The following is a 23,724-nucleotide window of genomic DNA, read 5'->3' as shown; positions in this document are numbered from 1 at the left end:
GCGATGTCACCGCCGACCGACGCCGACCCGCGGGAGTGGCTGCGCTGGTTCCGGACGACCGACGCCGAGGCGGTGGTCGTCGCTCGCGAGGTGCTGACGACGACGGCCGTCGTCGTCGGCATCGGCCTCCTGCTGTTCGCCGTCAGCGGCATCTGGCCGCCGCTGGTCGCCGTCGAGAGCGGGAGCATGGAGCCGCACATGCACCGCACCGACCTCATATTCGTCATGGAGGAACACCGCCTCGCGGGCGACGCCGCCCAGGCCGGCACCGGCGTCGTCACCCACCGGGCAGGCCAGCGGGCCGGCTACGAGCGGTTCGGGAGCTACGGCGACGTCGTCATCTACAGGCCGGACGGCGAGTCGGGACGGACGCCCATCATCCACCGGGCGATGTTCTGGGTCGAGAAGGGCGAGAACTGGTACGACGAGGCCGACCCCGACTACGTCGGCGGCGCGGACGACTGTGGCGAACTGGCGCACTGCCCGGCACCGCACGCCGGATTCATCACGAAGGGAGACGCCAACGGCGTCTACGACCAGGCCGGCACCTACGCGAACACCGGCCCGGTCAGGCCCGGGTGGGTCGTCGGCACCGCCGAACTGCGCGTCCCGTGGCTCGGCTGGGTGCGACTGCAGATGGCCGACGCGCCGGCCCCGACGCTCGACTCGACCGGACTCCGGGCAAGTTACGTCGCCAACGCGTCCGCGTAACGCTATTCTCTGGCCGCCTCGACGCGGCCGTCGGTCACCGACAGCGAGAAGCCGGCGTCGACGAGCCAGTCGCGCGCCCGGCCGTCGGCGTGCAGCAGGACCTCGGCGAGGTCGCCGCGCTCGTCGACGTCCGTCGCGAGGCGGTGGGAGTCGACGGTGGTGACGGTCGCGCCGACGTCGCTCGCGGCGGTACGGTGGTCGAGGTACGACGCGCCGTGGTAGTCCACGCGGAACCCGGGGTGGCGGGCGACCAGCGCGTTCGTGCCGCCGCCGCGGCCCGGCGCGAGGACCACGTCGCCGTCGGCGTCGAACAGCCGTTCCAGCGCGGTCGGCGTCGCGAGTGCGAGGTCGGCCATCACGACCGCCGTCGGATCGTCGTCCAGCACGTCGTTCACGGCGGGCGTCAGCGGCCGCGGGTCGACGGTGACGGGAGCGTCGACGTCGACCGGTTCGGTCGCGAGCACCGTCGGCCCCCGGCCCGTCGCGCGGACCGCGTCGAGCACGTCCCGGAGCATCGCCAGCGCGAACGCGCGCCGCTCGTCGGGGGCGAGCACTCCGGCGAGCCGCGTCTTCGGCTCGGCGGCCGAGAACGGGACGACGACCTGCATGGTCGGCCGTAGTCGACGGGGGGTTAAGGAACTGTGGAAGGCGTCCGGACGAGAAAAGACGGGGTTACTTCAGCTTGCTCGTGTTCCCCTGCTGGGAACGGTACCAGTAGACGCCCCCACCGACGAGCAGCAGGAGCACGACGGCGATGCCGCCGTACATCAGGAGCTGGGACTGCTGCTTCGACTGCTCGGCCTTCTTGGCCGCGGTGTTGGCCTTCTCCGTGGCCTTGTCGGCGAGTTCGACGGCGAGGTCGAAGTTCTCGCCGTTGTAGGCCGTGATGGCGGAGTCGAGGTCGCTCTCGGCTTCCGACGTGTCGGCGCCGCTCGGCGCGTCCTCGATGGCGGCCTCGGCGTCCGAGATGGCGCTACGGGCCTCCTTGCTCGCGTCGGTGTGGTACTTCGGCGTCCACGACGCGATGGCCTCGGTGTTGCCGCCCTGGCGGACCTGGTCGAGCGTCGCCAGTTCGAACGTCTGCTGGTCGGCGTAGGTGAAGTTCTCCACCTCGGGGACCGTCCCCGTGACCTTCACCTCGATCTTGCTGGCGTCCGAATCGATACTCACCGACTGGTTGAACGACTGGCCGTCGTACGCGTTCGAGGCCTCGCCGATCTTGTTACCGGCCTGGTCGTACTGGACGACCTTCCAGGTCACGCCGGTCAGTTCGGTCTCGCCGTGGAGCGTCCACTCCTCGTAGTTCTCGTAGAGCTCCGTGACCGTCAGCGTCGCGCTCACCTCCTCCTCCACCGCGGCGTCGCTCGGGACGCCGCTGTCGCTGGTCGAGAACGCCGCGGCCGGGACGACGGCCGAGAGGGCGAGGGTTGCGACGACGAGCAGTGCGACGAGCCTAGAACAACGGGTCGAGTTCATCTTCTTCATCTTCTACGAGATTTTCGAGGTTCTCTTCGCTCTCCTGACGGATGTCGTCGATGTTCTCCTGGGCCTCGATGGCGACCTGCTGGAGCTCCTTGATGCGGGGGACGTTGTTCACGCCCGACAGCAGGACGACGCTGGCCACGTTCGGTTCGTTGACGGGGTAGTCGCCGCCCCGGACCTCCATGCTGCCGGTCTGCTCTTCGAGCCACTTGCGGCCGCGCTCGATTCCCTTCCGGTTGAGGTGCTCCGGCGGGCCGGACATGACGAGCAGCGCGCGCTCGGTGCCGTCGATCTCGCACGGGAGCGTGAGCCGGCCGAGCGCCGCCTTCCGGACGAGGCTGGTGATGCGGTTGGTGGTGTGTGCCGTGTCGCCGGCGTCGCCGTCGCCGCCGGTGAACCGCGAGAGCAGACCGCCTGAGTCCTGCATCTCGACCTCTTCGGCCGCGTAGCCGATGGTCGAGACGCCGCCGCCTGCCAGCGTGTTGATGATCTCGCTGGAGTCGACGACGCTCTCCGCGACGTCGTCGTCGCCGCCGACCTCGCCGGCACCGAACAGGATGCCGAACCGGGTGACGATCTCCTCGTTGATCTCCTCGTAGCCGCCCTCCATGCTCTCGCCGGACTGGCGCCAGGCGTCGTTGTCGAACACCATGAGGTTGTCCACCTCACGGACGAAGGTCTGGAACGAGCGCGCGGCGTTGAGGGTGTAGATGCCGCCCTCGTCGCTGCCCGGCAGGATGCCGAGGCCGTACACCGGTTCCGTGTAGATGCGCTTGAGATGCTTGGCGATGACGGGCGCCCCGCCACTGCCGGTCCCGCCGCCCATGCCGGCGACGATGAGGAACGCGTCCACCTCGTGGACGGGGATGCTGTCGATGGCACCCTGCACCTCGTCGATGTCCTCTTCGGCGATTTCCGCGCCGAGTTCGTTGTCCGCGCCGACTCCGTGCCCCTTGACCCGGGACTGCCCGATGAGCACCCGGTTGTCCTGCGGGATGTTCTCGAGCCCCATGAGGTCGGCCTTGGCCGTGTTGACGGCGACTGCCGCGCGGACGATTCCGCTTTGAGTTCGCTGGTCGTATTCCAGGAACTTGTCGACAATCTTGCCACCGGCCTGACCGAACCCGATCATCGCGAGTTTCATTTTCGGTACCGTTCTCCGTTTGAAGAACACCAGAATGAATAACCAGATAAGCTTTTTGGTGTTTCGCGTTTCACTTAAAAGACAGGCTCTGCAAAAAATCGCCAGACGGCGTCGTTCTATCAGTGCCTTGGTAATCGACGGGACACCTATCAGACACCCTCTCTTTAAGTCTGGATATGTCCACTCGTGTCTGCCGACCGTCAGTTCCGTGCGGGAACTGTCACTGCGGGGACCGTCAGACGGAGGCGCGCCGTTCAACCCCTAGATATTCTCGGAGGGTTTTCAGGTCTTCGGGTGCGACGCCGAACGCGTCGACGTCGTTGTCTGTAACCGTGTTGTCAAGTTCGAGCGAGCGGAACTGGTCCGCGCCCATCGGCACGCCGGGGAGCGCCCCCGCGACCTTCAGGCCCGCACCGGCGAGGGACATCGGAACGGGGACGACGGTGACCGACTGCCCCTCGGCGCGGCGAGCCAGCTTCGCCACGTCCGCGAGCGTCAGCACCTCCGGCCCGCCGACCTCGTACGTCTCGCCGTCGTGTTCCTCCTCGACGGCGTCGGCCAGCATCGGCGCGACGTCGCCGACCCAGATGGGCTGGAAGCGGGTCTTCCCGCCGCCCGGCAGGGGGGCGAGGTACGGCGGCGTCAGCTTCTTCGTGAACGGGACGAACTCGCCGCCGTCGCCGAATATCACCGACGGGCGGAAGATGGTCCGCCGGAGGTCCGCGTTCCGCACCACCTCCTCGGCCTGTCCCTTCGAGCGGAGGTACGACGTCGGCGCTGCCGGGTCCGCCCCGAGCGCGCTCATCTGCACGACCTTGTCGACGTCGTGGGCTTCGGCCGCCCTGACGACGTTCTGGGTGCCGCCGAGGTGGACGCTCATGTGGGTCAGTCCGCCCGGCGGTTCGAACAGCGGGGAGAGCGCGACGAGGTTGACGACGACCTCCTGGTCCGCGAACGCGCCCTCGACTGAGTCGTAGGCGGTCACGTCCCCCATCGCCGTCTCGGCCTCCTCCGGGAGGTCGGCCGACGCCGGATCGCGTGCGAGCGCCGTCACGTCGTGGCCGCGGTCGTCCAGTTCCCGGACGAGGTTGCGGCCGACGAAGCCGGTCCCACCGGTGACGAGAACCCTCATACCATGGATATGTACGGCATGGTAGGTAAAACTATCTGCCAGTCGAACGGTCGCCGCTACCGGAACGTCGGTGGCGGACGCCAGACCCTTGCCGGCGATCTGCTCCGGGTGTCGCGTCGCGAACCCCACTCGAAGGGGGTTCGCCTTTCGCTACCGCAGTTCGCCCGTCGCAATCGCAGGCCGTTTAACGCCTGGAACGCGTACCGTCACATATGGACGGCGCCATCGACGAGGAACTCTACAGGCGGACGAAGCAACTGCTCGAACCCGGCGACATCGAACTCAACGGGGCCATCGTCCACACGGACCTCGACGGCAGCGACGACATCGAGATGCACCAGTTGACGGTCGACGTGGGCGATATAATCGCCGAACACGCGGGCCACGACCCGACGGACACGTTCGTCTACTCGGGGACCGACGACACCGACTTCGCCTCGAACCAGCACCAGGGGCTGACGCTGGACGACGAGGAGTTCGTCTGGGAGTGCCAGCAACTGCTGCGCAACGGCTCCTTCGACGTCGTCTTCTACTACGAGGCCAGCGCCGACCAGGACGCCATCCTGTCGGACGTCCGCGACATCGGGGTCGAAGTCACCGGCGTCGAGGGTTAGAAGGGTTTACGTACCGGCCGTTCCAAGCTTCCGATAATAACCACCCGGATGGTCTGCGATGAATCGAACGACAACGCTCACCCGAGGGGGAAACCCGTGACCGCCGGCATCGGCGTCATCTCGGGGGTTCGTATCTCTCACGACCGCGCTAGCCTCGACGACGTGGCGCGAGCCTGCCACGCCGACCAGAGCGACGTCGTCGAGCGACTCGCGGACGAGTCCGGCGTCCACGAGGCGTACGCGCTGCAGACGTGCAACCGCTTCGAAGCGTACGTCGTCACGGACGCGCCGGAGACCGGTCGGGCCGTCCTCGCCGAGTTCGCGCCCGACGTCGGCGGGCACGGCGTGGTCGAGATGGGCCACGAGGAGAGCCTCCGCCACATGCTCCGGGTCGCGGCGGGACTCGAATCGATCGTCATCGGCGAGGACCAGATCATCGGCCAGGTTCGCGATGCGTACCAGGACGCCCGCGAGGCCGACGCCATCGGTCCCGTGCTCGACGAGGCGGTGACGAAGGCCATCCACGTCGGCGAGCGGGCACGCGCGGAGACGGCCATCAACGAGGGCGTCGTCTCCATCGGGAGTGCCGCCGTCGAACTCGCCGCCACGGAGCGCGACCTCGCGGACGCGACGGCGCTCGTCGTCGGTGCCGGCGAGATGGGCACCGTCGCAGCCCACGCGCTCGCCGAGGCAGACGTCGCGACGCTCGTCGTCGCCAACCGCTCGGTCGCTAGCGCCGAGGCGCTCGCAGGGGCGGTCGAACTCGGCGACGCCCGCGCCGTGGGACTGACGGCGCTCGACCAGTGGGTCGCACGCGCGGACATCGTCGTGACGGCGACCGGGAGCGACGCCCACGTCGTCGACGCCGAGACGCTCGACGAGGCGGGGGAGACGCTGGTCGTCGACATCGCCCAGCCACGCGACGTCTCGCCGGCGGCCGCGGCCAAGGAGGACGTGACCGTCCACGACATGGCGGCGCTGGAGTCGGTGACCAACGAGACGCGCGCACACCGCCGCGCCGCGGCCGAGTCCGTGGAGGCGATGGTCGACCGGGAGTTCGACCACCTGCTGCAGCAGTACAAGCGCAAGCGCGCCGACGAGGTCATCGCCGCGATGTACGAGGGTGCCGAGCGCGTCAAGGAGCGGGAACTCGACACCGCGCTCTCGCGGCTGGACGCCCACGGCGACCTCAACGACGAGCAGCGGGCCGTCGTGGAGTCGATGGCCGACGCGCTGGTCTCCCAGCTGCTCGCGCCGCCGACCAAGAGCCTCCGCGACGCCGCCGGCGACGACGACTGGACGACCATCAACACCGCGCTCCGCCTGTTCAACCCGGCGTTCGACGAGGAGGAGGAGGAGCTCCCGCCGTTCGTCACCGAGGCGTCCGACGACGCCACCGCCGACGACTAGCGCCGGCAACGAGCTTTATTTTCCCGGGCGACGTCGGTCGGCGTATGGCAGACCTGCTCTCGAACGAGGAGATCGACGACCGCCTGCCGGCCGACTGGGAGCGCGACGGCGACGAGATCGTCCGCGTCTACGAGTTCGACGACTACCTCGAGGGGGTCGCGTTCGCCTCCGAGGTCGGCGAGATAGCCGACGAGGAGTTCCACCACCCCGAGATGGTCGTCCGGTACGACGAGGTCGAGGTCCGCCTGACCAGCCACGAGGCGGGCGGCATCACCGACCGGGACGTCGAACTGGCCGAGCGGTTCGACGACGTTCGCTGATGGACGCCCGGTACGTCTTCGCCGTCCGGTTCCGCCTCGACCCGGCAGTCGACGGCGTCGCGGTCGAGCCCGCGGAGTTCGAGACGCGTCTCTCGCGGTCGGCGGACCCGCCCGGCGAGGAGGGGTGGCTGTTCTTCCGCGACAACCTCTGGCGCGGCGAACTCGGCGACGAGCAGCACTTCCGGCGGCTGACGTCGGACGCGCTCGGCGTCCCCGCGACGAGCGTCGAGTACCGCGCGTTCGAGACGGACGAAGCGTACCTCGACGCGCTGAAGGACGCGATCCGCGCGGACCTCGACGAGTTCAAGGCGGACTCCGTGTCCGAGGTTATCTCGAAGTACCTCGGGAGCTCCGTCGAGGTACAGGACTGACGGCGGCCGCGGTGGCGACGGGAGCGGACGCCGGGACGACGCAGCGGACAGTGGGACGACCGCGATAGCTGCATCGCGGATGCGCCCGTGGTGTTCCGAAGAGACTTTGAAACGAAGCAACCGTCTGTACGGGCATGAGCGCAGACGAGGCCTCCGGGTCCACCGAGGACGCACTGCACGAGAACGCGGAACAGCACGTCGTCGCGGTCGACGCCGAGGACAACGAGCAGGGGACCGTCAACCGGCTCGAAGCCCACACCGGCGACGGCGTCCGCCACCGCGCGTTCACGTCGCTCGTCTTCGACGGCGACGGCAACATCCTGCTGGCCCAGCGCAGCCCCGACAAGCGCCTGTGGGACACCTACTGGGACGGCACCGTCGCCTCCCACCCCGTCAAGGGCCAGACCCAGGTCGAGGCGACGCGCCAGCGCCTCGAGGAGGAACTCGGCATCACGCCGGACCAGTACGACGAGATCGAACTGACCGACCGCTTCGAGTACCGGCGTCACTACCCGAACGAGGGGCTCGAACACGAGGTCTGTGCGGTGCTGAAGATCAGCCTCGAGGACACGAGCCTCGACCCCGACGAGGAGGAGGTCGCCGGCCTGATGTGGGTGCCCTACGAGCGCCTGCACGAGCACCCCGAGTGGTACCGGCAACTGCGGCTCTGCCCGTGGTTCGAGATCGCGATGCGCCGTGACTTCGAGTGAGGAGAACACCGCCGGCCGTCCGTCGGCCGGTCCGCTTCCCTGGGGACCCCGCGTCTTCGGGAACGTTAAGTGTACGTCCCGAAAACGGCCAGTAACGTGAAAGGGAGTGTTCGGCGGGCGGCCGCGTTCGCCGGGGTCGGGACGCTCGCGCTCGCTGCGCCGCTGCTGGTCGAGGGCGTCGCCGCCCTCTTCGCAGCGCTCGGTGCGCTCGCGCTCGTCGTCGACGACGGGCCGCTGTTCGAACTCTTCGCACGACCCAGCGACCGACAGGAGCGACGCCTGCGCGGGCTGGCCGCCTTCTCGTTCGCCACGGCCGGACTCGCGATGCTCGTCATGCTCGTCGACCTCCCGGTCCAGGTGTTCGCGGCGACGGTCGTCCTGCTCGCGTACGGCAACCTCACCGAGCAGGTCGCCCGCCAGCGGACGACGTCGGCCATCGGCGCCACGGCCGCGTTCGCCGTCGGCGGCTTCCTGGCAGCGACCGCCGCACAGGTGATCGTCCCGACCCTCGAGGGGGTGAGCACCGTCGACGGTCCGGAGGTCGTCTTCCTCGCCGCCAGCGGTGCGCTCCTGGCGGCGCTGCTGCGCTCGGTCCTCTTCGAGCGCGACGATCCGCTCGTGCTGTTCTCGGTCGCGCTGCTGCTGTGGCTGTTCACGTCGCTGGCCGTCGACGTGACCCCCTCGGAGATCGCCATCGCCATCGCGGTCACGGTCGGGTTCGGCTACCTCTCGTGGGCGCTCGACACCGCCTCCGTGACCGGCATGCTGACCGGCGTCCTGCTCGCACTGTTGACCATCGTCCTCGGCGGCTACCCGTGGTTCGCCGTCCTCATCTCCTTTTTCGCCCTCGGCGGCCTCTCGACGAAGTTCCGCTACGACCAGAAGCGCGAGAACGGCGTCGCCGAGGCGAACGAGGGCGCGCGCGGTGGCGGGAACGTGCTCGGGAACGCCGCGGTGGCGCTGGTCGCAGTGCTGGCGTTCGCCGCGCGCACGCACCTGCCCGTCGACGGCGGCGTCTTCCTGTTCGCGTTCGCGGGCAGCATCGCCACCGCGATGAGCGACACCCTCTCCAGCGAGATCGGCGGCGTCTTCGACGACCCGCGGCTCATCACGACGCTCGAACCGGTCGAACCCGGCACCGACGGCGGCGTGACCTGGCAGGGTGAACTCGCGGGCGCGGCCGGCGCTTCCTTCGTCGCCGTCATCGCCGTCGCGCTGTTCGAGGCGGTCGGCGTCCTCGGCGGCGCGGTCGTCGCCCTGGCCGGCGTCGGCGGGATGACCGTCGACAGTCTCCTCGGCGCGACCGTCGAAGGAGAGACGGTCGGCAACCAGACCGTCAACTTCCTCGCCACGCTCTCGGGGGCCATCCTCGGGGCCGCGCTCGCACTGCTGGTGGGCCTGCCGTGATGCGCGAGGCGACCGCCGACGACCTGCCGCGCCTGCAGCGCCTCCGCGAGTTCCTCCCGGAACCGACGCCGCAGCTCCTTGAGTACGCCGTCGACGGTCCGCCGCTCGTGCTCGTCTCGACCGCGGCGGGGACGCCGGTCGGCTACGCGCTCGTCCTCGCGGACGGCGACGCGGGCTACGTCGCCGAACTCGTCGTCGAACCCGCTCACCGACGGGAGGGTCGCGCACGACGGCTCCTGACCGCCGCGTTCGACCGCCTCCGGAGACGAGGCTGTTCGCGGGTGACGCTCTCAGTGCGGCCCGACGCCGACGCGGCGCGGGCGCTGTACGCGTCGCTCGGCTTCGAGGAACGCGACCGCGAGGAGAACTACTACGCCGACGGCGCGGACGCGCTCGTGCTGGGTCGGGACCTCTAGAAGCGGTCGGCGGTCACGACGCGGACGTTCGTCGGTTTCTTGACGAACTCCCCCTCCTCGCGAGCGACGACCTGGTCGACGCCGCGCTGGGCGGCCACGTCGAGGACGCGCTGGTCGAGCGGACCGTCGAGGACGACCGCTTCGGGGGCCGTCGCAGCGCCTTCGATGGCGTCGAACGCCTCGTCGGCGGGCGCTTCGGCGACGACCGCGAACTCGTCGTCGAGCAGCCTGACCGTCCCCGTCCCGTCGCCGACGACCCCGTCGACGTGACCGCGGAGGGTCAGGGGGCTGTCGTCGGTCGGTTCGGCGTCCGCGTCGTCGGTCGACGCTCCAGTCGTCGTCTCGTCGCCCGGCGACGACGCGGACGCCGCCGCGTCGGCAGACGATTCGGCCGTCTCGCTCGCGGACGTGGTCGCGGCGGACGACGCCGCGGCGGTCGGGTCCGGCTCGTCACCGCCGGCCTGGTTCCCCGACTCGTCGTCGGGGACGACGGGGTCCGGCGGTGACTCGGTGACGGACGCGTCGTCGCGCTCCGGCGCGGGGAACGTGCTCCCGTCGGTCGCGGCCGCGACCTCGCCCTCGACGAACGACTCGTAGGGGCGCTTGTCGCGGAGCGCGGACATCACCTCGTCGCGCGAGAGGTCCTCGACCGACTTGCCGGCCGGCGCGACGGCGACGTGGTCGACGTCCGCGACCTGGTCGAGTTCCTTCTGGATGAGGTCGCCGCCGCGGTCGTCGTCGAGGAACACGGTGGTCGTGCGCTCCTGCGTGAGGTCGGCGACGGCGTCGGGGACGTTCGTTCCCTCGACCGCGATGGCGTTCTTGACGCCGTACCGGAGCAGGGTCAGCACGTCCGCCCGGCCCTCGACGACGATGATGGCGTCGCTGTCGGCGGCGTTCGGGCCGGCCGGCAGCCCCTCGTACTCGACGATGTCCTCGACGCGGATGCTCTGGCGCACCTCCTCCAGGATCTCGTCGCTCGTCATCACGCTGTCGTCGAACGACGACGACAGCAGTTCCTTCGCGCGCTCGACGACCTGGCGGCGCTTGGCGGCGCGGACGTCTTCGATGCTAGCGATGCTGACGCGGGCGCGGCACGGGCCGACGCGCCGGATGGTCTCCAGCGCGGCGGCGAGGATGGCCGTCTCGACCTTGTCGAGACTGCTGGCGATGGTGACGTGTCCGAACGACTGGCCGTTCTCGCTGTCGACGCTGACGTCGATGCGACCGACCTTCGAGGACTGCTGGAGGTCCCGCAGGTCGAGGTCGTCGCCGAGCAGCCCCTCCGTCTGTCCGAAGATGGCCCCGACGACGTCACTCCGCTCTACCACCCCGTCGGCGGTGATGTCGGCGTGAATGAGGTATTTCGCTGTATCGTCCATGAGTGGTGAACTCCCCCTGTCGGGGGCGTGGCGTGTCCATGAACTGCGCCATGGAATTTTCGTGTATGCTTGGCGCTCCAGCACCCAAATAGCTGTCGTCACCGGGATTCTTTCCGGCGGCCCCGAACGCGACGAATCCGCCAGTTCGGGGGCGAGCGCGTCGGTCAGCGGCGGTCCGCAGTCGGCGGAGCGCTGTCGTCGACGGGCTATGAAGAATAATCTTCTTCGAAACCCTCCTTTGGACCCAATCAACAATTTTAACGGGATTCAGTCGAACGTTCGAATCATAATGGCCAGCTTCGAATCCTACGCATGGGCGACCGCGTTCGTCGCACTCGCAGTGCTGTCGATCCCCTGGTTCCTCTGGGGGTCGTCTGCGGTGGTCTTCGGCCTCCCGGTCTGGCTGTGGTGGCACGTCGGCTGGATGGGCGTCGTCGCGCTCGCCTTCCGGACGTTCGCCCGCCGGGCCTGGGGCGTCGGCGTCGAGGGCGGCCGGTCCGCGGGTGACCGCTCCGCAACGGAGGGTGGTCGCGCGTGAGCCAGACGGGCCTCCAGCTCGCCATCGTCGGCGGCTACCTCGTCGTGGCGCTCGTCGTGGGGCTGCTGGCGTACCGGCTGACCGAGCGCAGCGCCGAGGACTACTACCTCGCGAGTCGAACGCTGGGGACCGTCGTCCTGCTGTTCACGACGTTCGCCACGCTGCTGTCGGCGTTCACCTTCTTCGGCGGGCCGAACCTCTCCTACGCGGCCGGGCCGGAGTGGATTCTCGTGATGGGGCTGATGGACGGCGTCGTCTTCGCCATCCTCTGGTACGTCGTCGGCTACAAGCAGTGGCTGCTCGGGCGCGAGCACGGCTACGTGACGCTGGGCGAGATGCTCGGCGACCGCTTCGGCTCGCCGCTGCTGCGCGGGCTGGTCGCCGCCATCAGCCTCTTCTGGCTGTTCCCGTACGTCATGCTCCAGCAGGTCGGGGCCGGCACCGCGCTGGCCGCGCTGACCGGCGGCGAGCTCCCCTACGCCGCCGGCGCTGGGCTAGTGACGGTGTTCATGATCGCCTACGTCGTGCTCGCGGGGATGCGCGGCATCGCGTGGACCGACACGCTCCAGGGCGCGTTCATGCTCGTCATGGTCTGGGCCGCCGTGCTCTGGGTGCTCGCAGAACTCGGCGGTGCCGAGGCCGCGACCGCCAACCTCGCCGGCGTCGACGGCGAGTTCCTCGCGCTCGGCGGCGGCACCTACTCGCCGCAGTGGATGCTCTCGCAGGCGATCGGCATCGCGTTCGGCGTCGCCATGTTCCCGCAGGTGAACCAGCGCTTCTTCGTCGCGCGTTCGAAGAAGGTGCTCCAGCGCACCTTCTCGCTGTGGCCCGTGCTCGTCGTCCTCCTGTTCGTCCCCGCGTTCATGCTCGGCGCGTGGGCGCGCGGACTCCCCATCGACGTGCCCGACAACGCCAACGTGCTCCCCATCCTGCTGAACGAGTACACGCCTGGCTGGTTCGCGGCACTGGTCGTCGCGGGCGCGATGGCCGCGATGATGTCCTCCTCCGACTCGATGCTGCTCTCGGGGTCGTCGTACTTCACGCGCGACCTCTACCGCCCGTTCGTCAACGCCGACGCCAGCGACCGCCGCGAGGACGTGCTCGGGCGCATCGGCGTCGCCGTCTTCGCAGTCGCGGCGTTCGTCGCCAGCCTCTACTCGCCTGGCACGCTCGTCGACATCGGCTCCACCGCGTTCGGCGGGTTCGCCCAGCTCGCACTGCCGGTCGTCGTCGCGCTCTACTGGACCGGCACGACCCGGGCCGGCATGTTCGCCGGCGTCGTCGGCAGCCAGACGTTCTACCTCGCCAGCGTCTTCCTGCCGCAGGTGCCCGCCTCCTACGGCGGCTGGCTCGCGTCGGTCGTCGGGATGGTCCTGGGCCTCGTTCTCACGGTCGGCGTCTCCGCGGTCACCTCGGCCGCGCCGGAGGAGGAGACGACGCTGTACGCGAACCTCCGCGCTGACTGACGGCGGGTTCCATCGCGCTGACTGACGGCGCGTTCCCACGCGCGGAGGCGGCGGGTTCTCTCGCCCGTTCGACAGTTCACCGCCGTTCCGCCGGCGTCTCAACACACTTATCTGGCGCGTGGCGCGTAATCCGCCCATGAGCGACATCGTTGTCACGCTCCCGGACGGCTCCGAACTCCACGTGGAGGAAGGGGCGACGGTCGAGGACGTGGCGTACGAGATCGGACCCGGCCTCGGCGAGGACACCGTCGCGGGCGTCGTCGACGGCGACCTCGTCGACAAGGCGACCCCGCTGGACGACGACTGCGAACTCGTCATCGTCACCGACCAGAGCGACGAGTACCTCGACGTGCTCCGCCACTCGGCGGCCCACGTGTTCGCGCAGGCGCTCCAGCGGCTGTACCCCGAGGCGAAGCTCGCCATCGGTCCGTGGACCGACGACGGCTTCTACTACGACGTCACCGGCGTCGACCTCGACCAGGACGACCTCGACGCCATCGAGGACGAGGCACGAGACATCATCGAGGAGGACCTCGACGTCGAGCGGTTCGAGCGCCCGCGCGAGGAGGCGTTCGAGGTGTACGAGGACAACCCCTACAAGCGGGACGTCCTGGAGACCGAGGCGGCCGGCGAGGAGTCCGTCTCCTTCTACGAACAGGGCGAGTTCGAGGACCTCTGCCAGGGCCCGCACGTCGACTCGACGGGCGAGATCGGCGGCTTCGCGCTGCTGGAGACGTCGGCGGCCTACTGGCGCGGCGACGAGGACAACGACACGCTGACCCGCGTCTACGGCACCGCCTTCCCCACGCAGGGCGCGCTGGAGGAGTATCTCGAACAGCGCCGGAAGGCCCAGGAGCGCGACCACCGCCGCCTCGGCCAGGAGCTCGACCTGTTCTCCATCCCCGACGTCACCGGGCCCGGGCTGCCGCTGTACCACCCCAACGGCAAGCGCATCCTCGACGAGCTGTCGTCGTACGTCGAAGAGCTCAACCTCGACGCCGGCTACGAACCCGTCGAGACGCCGCACCTGTTCCGCACGGAGCTGTGGAAGCAGAGCGGCCACTACGACAACTACCGCGACGACATGTTCCTCCTCGACGTCAACGACGAGGAGTACGGCCTCAAGCCGATGAACTGCCCGGGCCACGCCACCATCTTCGACCAGGGCTCGTGGAGCTACCGCGACCTCCCCGTGCGGTACTTCGAGGACGGGAAGGTCTACCGGAAAGAGCAGCGCGGCGAGCTCTCCGGACTCTCGCGCGTCTGGGCGTTCACCATCGACGACGGCCACCTGTTCGTCCGGCCGGAGGGCATCCGCGCCGAGGTCGACACCATCATGGAGATGATCTTCCAGGTGCTGGAGACGTTCGACCTCGACTACGAGGTGGCGCTGGCGACCCGCCCCGAGAAGTCCGTCGGTAGCGACGAGATATGGGAGAAAGCCGAGTCCCAGCTCGAGTCCGTCCTGGAGGAGTCCGGGATGGAGTACGAGGTCGAGGAGGGCGACGGCGCGTTCTACGGCCCGAAGATCGACTTCGCCTTCGAGGACGCCCTCGGGCGCAAGTGGGACGGTCCGACCGTCCAGCTCGACTTCAACATGCCCGAGCGCTTCGATCTGAGCTACGTCACCGAGGCGAACGAGGAGGAGCGCCCGGTGATGATCCACCGCGCGCTGTACGGCAGCTACGAGCGCTTCTTCATGGTGCTCATCGAGCACTTCGACGGGAAGTTCCCGCTCTGGCTCGCGCCCGAGCAGGTGCGCGTTCTCCCCGTCAGCGACGACAACCTCGGGTACGCCCACCGGGTCGCAAACGACCTCGACGGCTTCCGCGTCGAGGTCGAGGACCGCTCGTGGACCGTCGGCCGGAAGATCCAGCAGGCCCACGACGACCGCGTCCCCTACATGATCGTCGTCGGCGACGACGAGGAGGAGAGCGGCACCATCTCGGTCCGCGACCGCAAGGAGCGCGAGACCAAGGACGTCGCCGTCGAGACGTTCCGCGACCACCTCGTGAGCGAGCGCGACGAGAAGCGGACCGACCCCGACTTCCTCGCCTGAGCACGGCGGGCCGCCGTCCCGGACCGATTTCTATCGCCGTTCCCCGTCGAGCAGTCACCGGTCTCCGGGCCAGCTGACGGCGGCCTCGTCGGTGTAGCGCGTGCCGAAGGAGGAGAACAGCCAGCGAACAGCGGAAAGGCGAGCGGGCGGGGAGGACAGAGTCAGTGCTCCGGTCGCGGTCGGCGGAACGCCCGACCGTCGAGCGGGAGGGCGAGCCGACGAGCGAGGCGGGCGGCCTGGGAGGCGGCGGTCGGGGTCAGGAGCTCTCCTCGTCCTCTCTCAGCTCCTCGAGCTCCTCGTCGATCTCGTCGCTCGACGAACTGCCGGCGTCGACGTCCTCGAGCGAGACGTCCTCCGTCTCGGTCTCGGTCTCCTCCTCGACGCCCATCTCGGCCTTCAGCGTCTCCAGCTCGGAGTCGACCTCGCCGCTGGTCCGCATCTCCTCGAGTTCGCGGTCGAGCTGGTCCTTGTCCGACATGGCGTCCTCGAACGCGCCCTCGTCCTGGAGTTCGTCCATCGCCTCGGCGCGCGCCTCCATGTCGTCGGTGCGCTCCTCGGCCCGCTCGATGGCGCGGCCGACGTTCTCCATCTCGTCGCCGACGCCCGTCATCGCCTCGGAGACGCGGGTGTTGGCCTCGGCGGCCTCGTAGCGCGCCTTCATGCTCTCTTTCTTCGTGCGGAACTCCTCGATGCGGTTCTTCAGCTCGTCCTTCTTGTCGACGAGTTCGTCCTGCGTGCTCTGGAGCTGGGCGATCTGCCCCTCCAGGTCCTCTATCTGGGTCATCTTCTGTTTCTTCTTCTCCAGCGCCTGCCGGGCGAGGTCCTCGCGGTCCTGCTTGATGGCCTCCCGGGCCTGGTCGTTGTGTTTCTCGACGTTCTCCTCCAGTCGGCGCTTCTGGATCTCGAGGCGCTTCTTCTGGGTCGTGAGGTCGGCGATGCCCTGCTTGACGTCCTGCAGTTCGTCGCGCATCTGCTCGTAGGAGTAATCGAGCGTCTCTGTGGGGTCTTCGGCGCGATTGAGGGCCGCGTTGACCTTCGACCGGATGACGTACGACAGCCGTGAAAGCACTCCCATACAGCTACATTCAGTACCCGATACTTAAAATCCTCACCACGCTAACAGCCGGACATGACGTCGAAGGAAGTCGTCGTCCCCGGCGCACGGGACGTCCGCGCGACGCTCGACTCGCCAGACGAGGAGACCGACGCCGTCGTCGTCGCCTGCCCGCCACACCCGGAGTTCGGCGGGAGCCGCACGGACCGGCGGCTCGTCGCGCTCGGGAAGTACCTCACCGAGCGCGGGGTCGCCTGCCTGCGGTTCGACTACGGCGACTGGGACGAGGGGTACGGCGAACGGGAGGACGCCCGCAACGCCGTCCGCTGGGCGCGCGAACGCTACGACCGTGTCGGCCTCTTCGGGTTCAGCTTCGGCGGCGGGGTGGCGACGCTGGCGGCCGCCACCCTCGACCCGCAACCGGACGCCGTCGGCCTGCTCGCGCCCGCCTCGCGGCTCACCGAGGACCTCGACGCGGCCGCGGCGCTGGCGGACGTCGAGGCGCCCCTGGTGGTGCTGTACGGCACCCGCGACGACACGGCGGGCTGGGAGCCGCTCGTCGAGGCCGCCCGCGAGCAGGGCCGGACGGTCGTGGAGTTCAGCGCCGACCACTTCTTCGTCGGCCAGGAGGAGAAGGTGGCCGCCGAGGTGGGGGAGTTCCTCGTCGAACGACTCGGGTGACGGCGACGAACGGGGGCGGAGCGGGCCGCGAAACCGCCGGCGAGGAGGCCGACGCAGCCGTGCTACTCCCTGGCGGAGAACCGGGGGTCCGAAACCGTTTTCACCACCGCTCGCAGACAATCGGTATGCCGACCGAACCAGAGACGGACTACGACCCCACTCTGGGGAACAAGTTCATTTTCGTCACTGGGGGCGTCATGTCGGGGCTCGGGAAGGGCATCACGGCCGCCAGCACCGGCCGACTGCTCTCGAACGCCGGCTTCGACGTGACCGCAGTGAAGATAGACCCGTACCTGAACGTGGACGCCGGGACCATGAATCCCTACCAGCACGGCGAGGTGTACGTGCTGAAGGACGGCGGCGAGGTCGACCTCGACCTGGGGAACTACGAGCGATTCCTCGACGAGGACATGACCTTCGACCACAACGTCACCACGGGGAAGGCGTACAAGCACGTCATCGAGAAGGAGCGCGCCGGCGACTACCTCGGGAAGACGGTCCAAATCATCCCGCACGTCACCAACGAGATCAAGCGCCGCATCCGCGAGGCCGCCGAGGGCCACGACGTCTGCATCGTCGAGGTCGGCGGCACCGTCGGCGACATCGAGGGGATGCCGTTCCTCGAGGCGCTGCGCCAGTTCGCCCACGAGCAGGACGACGACGACTTCCTGCTGACCCACGTCACGCTCGTCCCCTACTCGAAGAACGGCGAGCAGAAGACGAAGCCGACCCAGCACTCCGTGAAGGAACTGCGGAGCATCGGCCTCCAGCCCGACGTCCTCGTCGGACGCTGTGACGACCGTCTCGAACCGAAGACGAAGGAGAAGATCGCGCTGTTCTGCGACGTCTCGACCGACGCCGTCTTCTCGAACCCGGACGTCGAGGACATCTACCACGTCCCGCTGCTCGTCGAGGAGGAGGGCCTCGACGAGTACGTGATGCACCGCCTCGACCTCGCCGACCGGGCGCTCCCGGAGAGCGAGCGCGACAACGAGTGGCGCGAGCTCGTCACCCAGGAGACGACCGGCGAGGTCGACGTCGCGCTCGTGGGCAAGTACGCGCTGGAGGACGCCTACCTCTCCATCCACGAGGCGCTGAAGCACGCCGGTCTGGAGAAGAACGTCGACGTGAACGTCCTCTGGGTCGACAGCGACGAGATGACCGAGGCGCACGAACGCCGCCTGGAGGAGGCCGACGGCATCGTCGTCCCCGGCGGGTTCGGCAGTCGCGGCCTCGACGGCAAGATCGAAGCCGTCCGCTACGCCCGCGAGAACGACGTGCCGTTCCTCGGCCTCTGTCTCGGCTTCCAGATGGCCGTCATCGAGTACGCGCGCAACGTGCTCGGCCTGGAGGGCGCTCACTCCGCGGAGGTCGCCCCCGACGCCGAACATCCCGTCATCGACATCCTCCCCGAGCAGTACGAGGTCGAGGACATGGGCGGGACGATGCGCCTGGGCGCCCACGAGACGGCAATCGAACCCGGGACGCTCGCCGAGGAGGTGTACGGCGCGACCTCCTGCACCGAGCGCCACCGCCACCGCTACGAGGTCAACCCCGAGTACTTCGACGCGTTCGAGGGCGAGGACCTCGTCTTCTCCGGCCACTCGGGCAACCGGATGGAGATACTCGAACTGGAGGACCACCCCTACTTCATCGGCACGCAGTTCCACCCCGAGTTCCGCTCGCGGCCCGGCCGGGCGAGTCCGCCGTTCGTCGGCCTGCTGGAGAGCGTGCTTGCGACGGCCGAGCAGCGCGAGGAGGTGGAGGCCTGATGGTCGAAACTGGCAAGTTCATCGAGGAGGCGGTCAGCGAGATCCGCAAGGAGGTCGGCGACGAGCACGCCATCATCGCGCTCTCGGGCGGCGTCGACTCCTCGGTCGCGGCCGCGCTCGCCTACAAGGCCATCGGCGACCAGCTGACGCCGGTGTACGTCGACACGGGCCTGATGCGGAAGGGCGAGACGGACCAGATCCGAAAGACCTTCTCCTACATGAGTTCGCTGCGCGTCGTCGACGCCGAGGAGCGGTTCTTCGACGCGCTCGAAGGCGTCACCGACCCCGAGGAGAAGCGCCACGTCATCGGCGAGCAGTTCATCCGCGAGTTCGAGCGCGAGGCGACCGAGTCCGACGCGAAGTACCTCGTCCAGGGGACCATCTACCCCGACCGCATCGAGAGCGAGGGCAACATCAAGTCCCACCACAACGTCGGCGGACTCCCCGACGCGGTCGACTTCGACGGCATCGTCGAACCCGTCCGCGACCTGTACAAGGACGAGGTCCGGGAGGTCGCCCGGGCGCTCGGCCTCGAGGAGATCATCGCCGAGCGCATGCCGTTCCCCGGGCCCGGGCTCGCGGTCCGCGTCATCGGCGAGGTGACCCCCGAGAAGGTGGCGGTCGCGCGCGACGCGACCCACGTCGTCGAGGAGGAACTGGAGGAGTACGACCCCTGGCAGGCGTTCGCCGCCGTCCTCGGCAAGGCGACGGGCGTCAAGGGCGACAACCGCGTTCACGGCCACGTCGTCGCCGTCCGTTCGGTCGAGTCGCGCGACGGCATGACCGCCCGCGCCCAGGAACTCGACTGGGAGACGCTCCAGCGCATCCAGTCGCGCATCACCGGCCAGAACGAGAACGTCGCGCGCGTCGTCTACGACGTGACGCATAAGCCCCCGGCGACCATCGAGTACGAGTGATGCGCGCAGTCATCGCCGGCCCCGACGACGACGGACTGGGCGACGCGCTCGAATCGGAAGGCGTCGAGACGACCCGCGTCGACGGCGTCGCCTCCCGACCCGCGCTGGAGGAGGGCGGCATCCACGACGCCGACCTGTTCGTCCTCACGGACGTCACCCAGGCGACCGCCATCCCCGTCGCCAAGGACGTCAACGACGCCGTGAAGGTCGTCGTCTACGACGAGGACACCATCCCCGAGTTCGCTCGCGGGCAGGCCGACCTCATCCTCGACCCGAACCTGCTCGCCCCCGCGACGGTCGCCGAGGAACTCGTCGCCGAGTAGAACGGACAGAACTACGTCCGGACGGGCACGACGCTCGTCCATGCCCTACGAACTCCGCGACGAACCGCCGACGCCGGAGCGGTTCGTCGCGCTCCGAGACGCCGCCGACATGGCATCCCGGAGCCCGAAGGCCGTCGAGCGCGGCCTGCCGAACTCCCTTTTCGCCGTGACGGTCGTCCACCGGCCGGACGGCGACGGTGGCCGAGGCGACGACCGAGCAGCGGACGCCCGAACGGCGGAGGCACAGTCCGAAGACACCGACACCGAGGAGAGGGTCGTCGGCATGGCCCGCATCGTCGGCGACGGCGGCAGCGTCTACCACGTCTGCGACATGGCGGTCCACCCCGACCACCAGCGCCAGGGTCTCGGCTCGCGGATGATGGAGCGACTGCTGACGTACCTCGACGAGAACGCACCCGATAGCGCGTACGTGAACCTGATGGCAGACGTCGAGGGGTTCTACGAACGGTTCGGCTTCGCGTACACCGCGCCGGCGTCGCGCGGGATGTTCCTCCGCGTCGGCGACGAGTCGTAGCACGGCCGTTCCGGTACGCAAAAGAGTCCGGCCTTCCTACGTCCGGACATGATTTCGGCCGCCACCGCGTTCGGGTTCCTGTTCATCATCCTCGTGAACACGGTGATCACCGCGGTCACCGTGCGGTTCTTCCGGATGCGGCTCTCGACGCGCTGGGGCGCGGTCGTCTACACGCTCCTGCTGATGCCGCTCGTGTACGTGGCGACGACGCTCGTGCTGAGCGGCGCGGTCGGCCTCGGCGGCAGTGGCCTCGGCGACCGCGGCACCGTGCTCATCCTCGTCTGGGTGCTTCCCTTCACCCTCGGCATCTCCATCGACCTCTTCTGGATGCCGCCACCGGACGAGATGGAGCTACCGGAACAGGCGCGCGAGGACCAGCAACGTCGCTGACGGCGCGACCGCCAGCCACGGCAGGCCGGCCGTCGCGGCGACGGCCTCCCAGGCGTACGCCAGTGCGACCGGGCCGACCAGCGGCGCGAGCGCGAGCGTGCCGACGAACGCGCGCGGCCACGGGACTGCCGCACCGGCGAGGAGCACCACCAGCGCGTCGAGGAGGTCGAACGCCAGCGCGGCGACGAACACGGTACGGGCGTCGACGCGGACCGGGGCGCGCTTCTCCGGCGTCCGGGGGAACGCGAACCCGAGGTGGTCGGGCAGCGTGAACGCCGGCAGTCGGAGCGGCGGGAGGGTGAACCCGAGGCCGTCGTCGCCGTCGTCGTCCGCCATAGACTAGCGTACGGGACCGATTGACAAAGGTGGCTCGTCCGCAGGCAGGTGTTGGCTATCCGTCGTCGTGCTCGTCGGTGACGCGCTCGACGACGTCGAGGACGCCTTCGACGACCGCCTCGGGGGACTGGGTGGCGTCGACGCGGACGAACCGCCCCGGTTCCGCGTCGATGAGGCGCTCGTAGTTCGCCCGCACCTGCGCGAGGAAGCCGGCCTGCTCGAACTTGTTGGTCGCGCCGCTGCGGGCCGCGGCCGTCTCGGGGTCGACGTCGAGGTAGATGGTGCAGTCGGGCTTGCGGGTCCACGGCCGGTGGACGCCCATGATGTACTCCATCGGGCGCGGGACGACGCCCTCCAGGCTGACGGCCTGGTAGGCGTACCGGGAGTCGGAGAAGCGGTCGGAGACGACGAGCTTCCCCGACTCCAGCGCGGGTTCGACGGTGTCGGCGAGGTGGGCTGCGTGGTCGGCGGTGTAGAGGAACAGTTCGGCGACGGCGTCGGCGTCGTCGTCCTGGATGGAGCGTTCGACCGCCTCGCCGTACCACGAGTCGGTCGGCTCGCGGGTGAACACCGCGTCGTCGTACTCCTCGCGGAGCACCTCCCAGACGGTCGTCTTCCCGCTGCCGTCCAGACCCTCCAGCGTGATGAGCATACTCGCGGAGTTCGTCCCCGCGCTTAAAACCTCCCGCGTTCTGCGTTCGGGGAGGACCTGGAGAGGTGGTCGAGGGAGTGGCGATAGCTCTCGTTCGAGGGAACAGCAACCGTGACGACTCGCATCCGAGCGAACAGCGAGGGTGATAGGAACCTCGAAAGCCCCCGCGTGTTGGGCTCCCAGGTCTCGCTGCGCTCCTCGCCGCCTCCGGCGGCTGCGGTGCTTGCAATGGCGAGCGAGCTCGCCGAGCCGTCGTTCGCTTCGCTCACGACGACGTCGCCCGGGTTCGCCCAACACGCGGCCCCTTTCAGTCCCACCCGTTTCGGCTGGCCGGACGAGCTACGCAGGCGAGACTGAAAGGGGCTGGCGGTTCCGGGAGGACTGCCCTCGACCGGAACCGCCATGGGCGTTCGAGGTAGTAACGACCGGCCAAGTGGAGTACTACGCGACTCAAACACTCCCATCTGGAATCACAGCACGCGACCACGTTCAGGCCCACAACCGCCAGCTTCGTGGGGTTTTTCGCGCTCGGCGACCCCGGTACGACCATGAGAACTCTCGCGTTCGACGGACGGATGGGGGCCAGCGGGGACATGATTCTTGCCGCGTTGCTCGACGCGGGCGCGGACCCGGCCGCGCTCGCGCCAGTCGAGGACGCGCTCGGGGTGGAGTACGCCACCGAGAACGTCGTCAAGAACGGCATCGCGTCGACCAGCGTGACGGTGTTGCTGGACCGTGAGGACGGCGACGCAACTACGGATGACGGTGGCGACGAGCACGACCACAGTCACTCCGACGGCGAGCACGACCACGAGCACGGTCACTCGCATAGCCACGGCCACGAGCACGAGCACGACGACCATTCGCACAGCCACGACCACCACCACGACCACGCGGAGGGGGCCGGGCCCCAGCGGACGTACCGCGAGGTGGTCGAACTGGTCGAATCGATGGACCTCGACGCTAGCGTCGAGGCCGACGCGAAGGCGGTCTTCGAGATACTCGGGCGGGCGGAGGCGAGCGTCCACGACACCGACCTCGAATCGACGCACTTCCACGAGGTCGGGGCCGACGACGCCATCGCGGACGTGGTCGGGGCGGCGCTGCTGCTCGACGACCTCGGCGTCGAGCGCGTCGTGACGACGCCGCTCTCGACCGGCGGCGGCGCGGTCGAGATGAGCCACGGCATCTACCCCGTCCCGGCCCCGGCGGTGGTCGAGATCGCGCAGGGCGCGGACTGGTCGCTCGACGGCGGGCCCGTCGAGGCGGAACTGCTGACCCCGACCGGCGCTGCGATACTGGCGCACTTCGCCGACGGCGTCGAGACGCTTCCGGGCCTCGACGTCGAAGCGTCGGGGTACGGCGCGGGCGGGTACGACTTCGCCGAGCATCCGAACGTCCTGCGGGTGCTCGTCGGCGACGGAGAAGGGGGGCTGGTCCGCGACGACGTGACGGTCCTGGAGACCAACCTGGACGACGCGCCGCCGGAGGTGCTCGGCGGGCTGCAGGAGACGCTCGCGGACGCAGGCGCGCGGGACGTCTCCATCGTGCCGACGACGATGAAGAAGTCGCGGCCGGGGCATCTCGTGAAGGTGGTGGCCAGGCCCGAGGACGCCGAGCGCGTCGCGCAACGCCTCGCCGAGGAGACGGGGACGCTGGGCGTCCGTGAGACGGGCGCGTCCCACCGCTGGATCGCCGAGCGCGAGGTCCGGACCGCGACAGTCGCGGTCGGCGGCGAGGAGCGCGACGTGGACGTGAAGGTCGCGAGCACGGCGGACGGGACGGTGTTCGACGTGAGCGCGGAGTTCGACGACGCGCTCGCGGTGGCGCAGGAGACGGCGGTTCCGGTGCGCGAGGTGATGCGCCACGCGGAGGCCCGCGCCAGGGAGAACCTATAACCGA

The 23,724-nt window shown here is 69.1% G+C and carries 27 protein-coding genes; 18 read left to right on the top strand and 9 right to left on the bottom strand.

Annotation, left to right across the window (positions count from 1 at the left end):
- Window positions 1-3 precede the first annotated feature (3 nt).
- Window positions 4-711, top strand: a complete 708-nt coding sequence (locus tag NKT36_RS10870; RefSeq protein WP_327051068.1) for a S26 family signal peptidase — start codon at window positions 4-6, stop codon at window positions 709-711.
- 2 nt (window positions 712-713) lie between these two features.
- Here the strand turns inward: NKT36_RS10870 and cofC are convergent, their stop codons facing one another.
- The 4 genes from cofC to NKT36_RS10850 form a co-directional block, all read right to left on the bottom strand.
- Window positions 714-1,319, bottom strand: a complete 606-nt coding sequence (gene cofC, locus NKT36_RS10865; RefSeq protein WP_327051067.1) for a 2-phospho-L-lactate guanylyltransferase — start codon at window positions 1,317-1,319, stop codon at window positions 714-716.
- A gap of 64 nt (window positions 1,320-1,383) precedes the next feature.
- The gene (locus NKT36_RS10860) at window positions 1,384-2,196 is read right to left on the bottom strand and encodes a hypothetical protein (protein WP_327051066.1); all 813 of its coding nucleotides are present in this window, start codon (window positions 2,194-2,196) and stop codon (window positions 1,384-1,386) included.
- Complete coding sequence (locus tag NKT36_RS10855) at window positions 2,165-3,337, bottom strand: tubulin/FtsZ family protein (protein WP_327051065.1); 1,173 nt, start codon at window positions 3,335-3,337, stop codon at window positions 2,165-2,167. The genes NKT36_RS10860 and NKT36_RS10855 overlap by 32 nt, the downstream gene beginning before the upstream one ends.
- 235 nt (window positions 3,338-3,572) lie before the next feature.
- Window positions 3,573-4,469, bottom strand: coding sequence for a complex I NDUFA9 subunit family protein (locus NKT36_RS10850; protein ID WP_327051064.1), 897 nt, complete (start codon window positions 4,467-4,469; stop codon window positions 3,573-3,575).
- A 212-nt stretch (window positions 4,470-4,681) separates the two neighbouring features.
- On the opposite strand from NKT36_RS10850, the gene NKT36_RS10845 reads away from it, so the two are divergent.
- The 7 genes from NKT36_RS10845 (at window position 4,682) to NKT36_RS10815 (ending at window position 9,717) form a co-directional block, all read left to right on the top strand.
- The gene (locus NKT36_RS10845; RefSeq protein ID WP_327051063.1) at window positions 4,682-5,083 is read left to right on the top strand and encodes a DUF5778 family protein; all 402 of its coding nucleotides are present in this window, start codon (window positions 4,682-4,684) and stop codon (window positions 5,081-5,083) included.
- Between the two features lie 96 nt (window positions 5,084-5,179).
- The gene (hemA, locus tag NKT36_RS10840; protein WP_327051062.1) at window positions 5,180-6,493 is read left to right on the top strand and encodes a glutamyl-tRNA reductase; all 1,314 of its coding nucleotides are present in this window, start codon (window positions 5,180-5,182) and stop codon (window positions 6,491-6,493) included.
- Between the two features lie 44 nt (window positions 6,494-6,537).
- Window positions 6,538-6,813 carry a 4a-hydroxytetrahydrobiopterin dehydratase gene (locus NKT36_RS10835; RefSeq protein WP_327051061.1) on the top strand — a complete coding sequence of 92 codons (276 nt, stop codon included), beginning with the start codon at window positions 6,538-6,540 and terminating at the stop codon, window positions 6,811-6,813.
- Entirely contained in the window at window positions 6,813-7,184 is a 372-nt protein-coding gene (lwrS, locus tag NKT36_RS10830; RefSeq protein ID WP_327051060.1) for an LWR-salt protein, read from the top strand. Before NKT36_RS10835 ends, lwrS begins: the two co-directional genes overlap by 1 nt.
- Before the next feature lie 134 nt (window positions 7,185-7,318).
- Window positions 7,319-7,894: an NUDIX hydrolase gene (locus tag NKT36_RS10825; RefSeq protein ID WP_327051059.1), complete on the top strand. Its 576-nt coding sequence runs from the start codon at window positions 7,319-7,321 to the stop codon at window positions 7,892-7,894.
- Window positions 7,895-7,990: 96 nt separating this feature from the next.
- On the top strand, window positions 7,991-9,301 hold the full coding sequence (locus NKT36_RS10820; RefSeq protein WP_327051058.1) for a DUF92 domain-containing protein: 1,311 nt from the start codon (window positions 7,991-7,993) through the stop codon (window positions 9,299-9,301).
- On the top strand, window positions 9,301-9,717 hold the full coding sequence (locus tag NKT36_RS10815; protein WP_327051057.1) for a GNAT family N-acetyltransferase: 417 nt from the start codon (window positions 9,301-9,303) through the stop codon (window positions 9,715-9,717). The genes NKT36_RS10820 and NKT36_RS10815 overlap by 1 nt, the downstream gene beginning before the upstream one ends.
- On the opposite strand, the gene dnaG is transcribed toward NKT36_RS10815, so the two are convergent.
- Window positions 9,714-11,099 (bottom strand): DNA primase DnaG, encoded by a 1,386-nt coding sequence (gene dnaG / locus NKT36_RS10810; protein ID WP_327051056.1) that lies wholly within the window; start codon window positions 11,097-11,099, stop codon window positions 9,714-9,716. The two genes, NKT36_RS10815 and dnaG, sit on opposite strands and share 4 nt — an antisense overlap.
- A gap of 289 nt (window positions 11,100-11,388) precedes the next feature.
- On the opposite strand from dnaG, the gene NKT36_RS10805 reads away from it, so the two are divergent.
- The 3 genes from NKT36_RS10805 to thrS all read left to right on the top strand — a co-directional run bounded on the left by NKT36_RS10805 (window position 11,389) and on the right by thrS (window position 15,162).
- Window positions 11,389-11,637, top strand: a complete 249-nt coding sequence (locus tag NKT36_RS10805) for a DUF3311 domain-containing protein (RefSeq protein ID WP_327051055.1) — start codon at window positions 11,389-11,391, stop codon at window positions 11,635-11,637.
- The gene (locus NKT36_RS10800) at window positions 11,634-13,103 is read left to right on the top strand and encodes a sodium:solute symporter family protein (RefSeq protein WP_327051054.1); all 1,470 of its coding nucleotides are present in this window, start codon (window positions 11,634-11,636) and stop codon (window positions 13,101-13,103) included. The genes NKT36_RS10805 and NKT36_RS10800 overlap by 4 nt, the downstream gene beginning before the upstream one ends.
- A 136-nt stretch (window positions 13,104-13,239) precedes the next feature.
- Window positions 13,240-15,162 carry a threonine--tRNA ligase gene (gene thrS, locus NKT36_RS10795; protein ID WP_327051053.1) on the top strand — a complete coding sequence of 641 codons (1,923 nt, stop codon included), beginning with the start codon at window positions 13,240-13,242 and terminating at the stop codon, window positions 15,160-15,162.
- A gap of 256 nt (window positions 15,163-15,418) precedes the next feature.
- Here the strand turns inward: thrS and NKT36_RS10790 are convergent, their stop codons facing one another.
- Complete coding sequence (locus NKT36_RS10790) at window positions 15,419-16,237, bottom strand: PspA/IM30 family protein (protein WP_327051052.1); 819 nt, start codon at window positions 16,235-16,237, stop codon at window positions 15,419-15,421.
- A 54-nt stretch (window positions 16,238-16,291) separates the two neighbouring features.
- Here NKT36_RS10790 and NKT36_RS10785 point away from each other — a divergent pair, with 54 nt between their 5' ends.
- From NKT36_RS10785 to NKT36_RS10760, 6 genes are all read left to right on the top strand, one after another.
- On the top strand, window positions 16,292-16,897 hold the full coding sequence (locus NKT36_RS10785) for a CocE/NonD family hydrolase (RefSeq protein WP_327051051.1): 606 nt from the start codon (window positions 16,292-16,294) through the stop codon (window positions 16,895-16,897).
- A 125-nt stretch (window positions 16,898-17,022) separates the two neighbouring features.
- Window positions 17,023-18,669, top strand: a complete 1,647-nt coding sequence (gene pyrG / locus NKT36_RS10780; protein ID WP_327051050.1) for a glutamine hydrolyzing CTP synthase — start codon at window positions 17,023-17,025, stop codon at window positions 18,667-18,669.
- A complete protein-coding gene (gene guaA / locus NKT36_RS10775; protein WP_327051049.1) occupies window positions 18,669-19,586 on the top strand; it encodes a glutamine-hydrolyzing GMP synthase in 918 nt (305 codons plus the stop codon). The genes pyrG and guaA overlap by 1 nt, the downstream gene beginning before the upstream one ends.
- Window positions 19,586-19,909: a DUF7126 family protein gene (locus NKT36_RS10770; protein WP_327051048.1), complete on the top strand. Its 324-nt coding sequence runs from the start codon at window positions 19,586-19,588 to the stop codon at window positions 19,907-19,909. The genes guaA and NKT36_RS10770 overlap by 1 nt, the downstream gene beginning before the upstream one ends.
- Window positions 19,910-19,949: 40 nt before the next feature.
- Window positions 19,950-20,444, top strand: a complete 495-nt coding sequence (locus tag NKT36_RS10765) for a GNAT family N-acetyltransferase (RefSeq protein WP_327051047.1) — start codon at window positions 19,950-19,952, stop codon at window positions 20,442-20,444.
- Window positions 20,445-20,492: 48 nt separating this feature from the next.
- Window positions 20,493-20,834, top strand: coding sequence for a hypothetical protein (locus NKT36_RS10760; protein ID WP_327051046.1), 342 nt, complete (start codon window positions 20,493-20,495; stop codon window positions 20,832-20,834).
- On the opposite strand, the gene NKT36_RS10755 is transcribed toward NKT36_RS10760, so the two are convergent.
- From NKT36_RS10755 to NKT36_RS10745, 3 genes are read right to left on the bottom strand one after another with little or no spacing between them, the layout of a single operon-like run.
- A complete protein-coding gene (locus NKT36_RS10755; protein WP_327051045.1) occupies window positions 20,796-21,170 on the bottom strand; it encodes a hypothetical protein in 375 nt (124 codons plus the stop codon). The two genes, NKT36_RS10760 and NKT36_RS10755, sit on opposite strands and share 39 nt — an antisense overlap.
- Window positions 21,171-21,225: 55 nt before the next feature.
- Window positions 21,226-21,822, bottom strand: coding sequence for a dTMP kinase (gene tmk / locus NKT36_RS10750; RefSeq protein WP_327051044.1), 597 nt, complete (start codon window positions 21,820-21,822; stop codon window positions 21,226-21,228).
- A 23-nt stretch (window positions 21,823-21,845) separates the two neighbouring features.
- Window positions 21,846-22,091: a hypothetical protein gene (locus NKT36_RS10745; RefSeq protein WP_327051043.1), complete on the bottom strand. Its 246-nt coding sequence runs from the start codon at window positions 22,089-22,091 to the stop codon at window positions 21,846-21,848.
- A gap of 279 nt (window positions 22,092-22,370) precedes the next feature.
- On the opposite strand from NKT36_RS10745, the gene larC reads away from it, so the two are divergent.
- Complete coding sequence (gene larC, locus NKT36_RS10740; RefSeq protein ID WP_327051042.1) at window positions 22,371-23,720, top strand: nickel pincer cofactor biosynthesis protein LarC; 1,350 nt, start codon at window positions 22,371-22,373, stop codon at window positions 23,718-23,720.
- The last annotated feature ends 4 nt before the right edge of the window (window positions 23,721-23,724 follow it).

Origin of the sequence: Halomicrococcus gelatinilyticus, assembly GCA_024227995.1 — an archaeon.
In the GTDB taxonomy this organism is placed as follows: domain Archaea; phylum Halobacteriota; class Halobacteria; order Halobacteriales; family Haladaptataceae; genus Halomicrococcus; species Halomicrococcus gelatinilyticus.
Note: the sequence above shows the minus strand (reverse complement) of the source record. Positions and strands in the feature narration are given on the sequence as shown.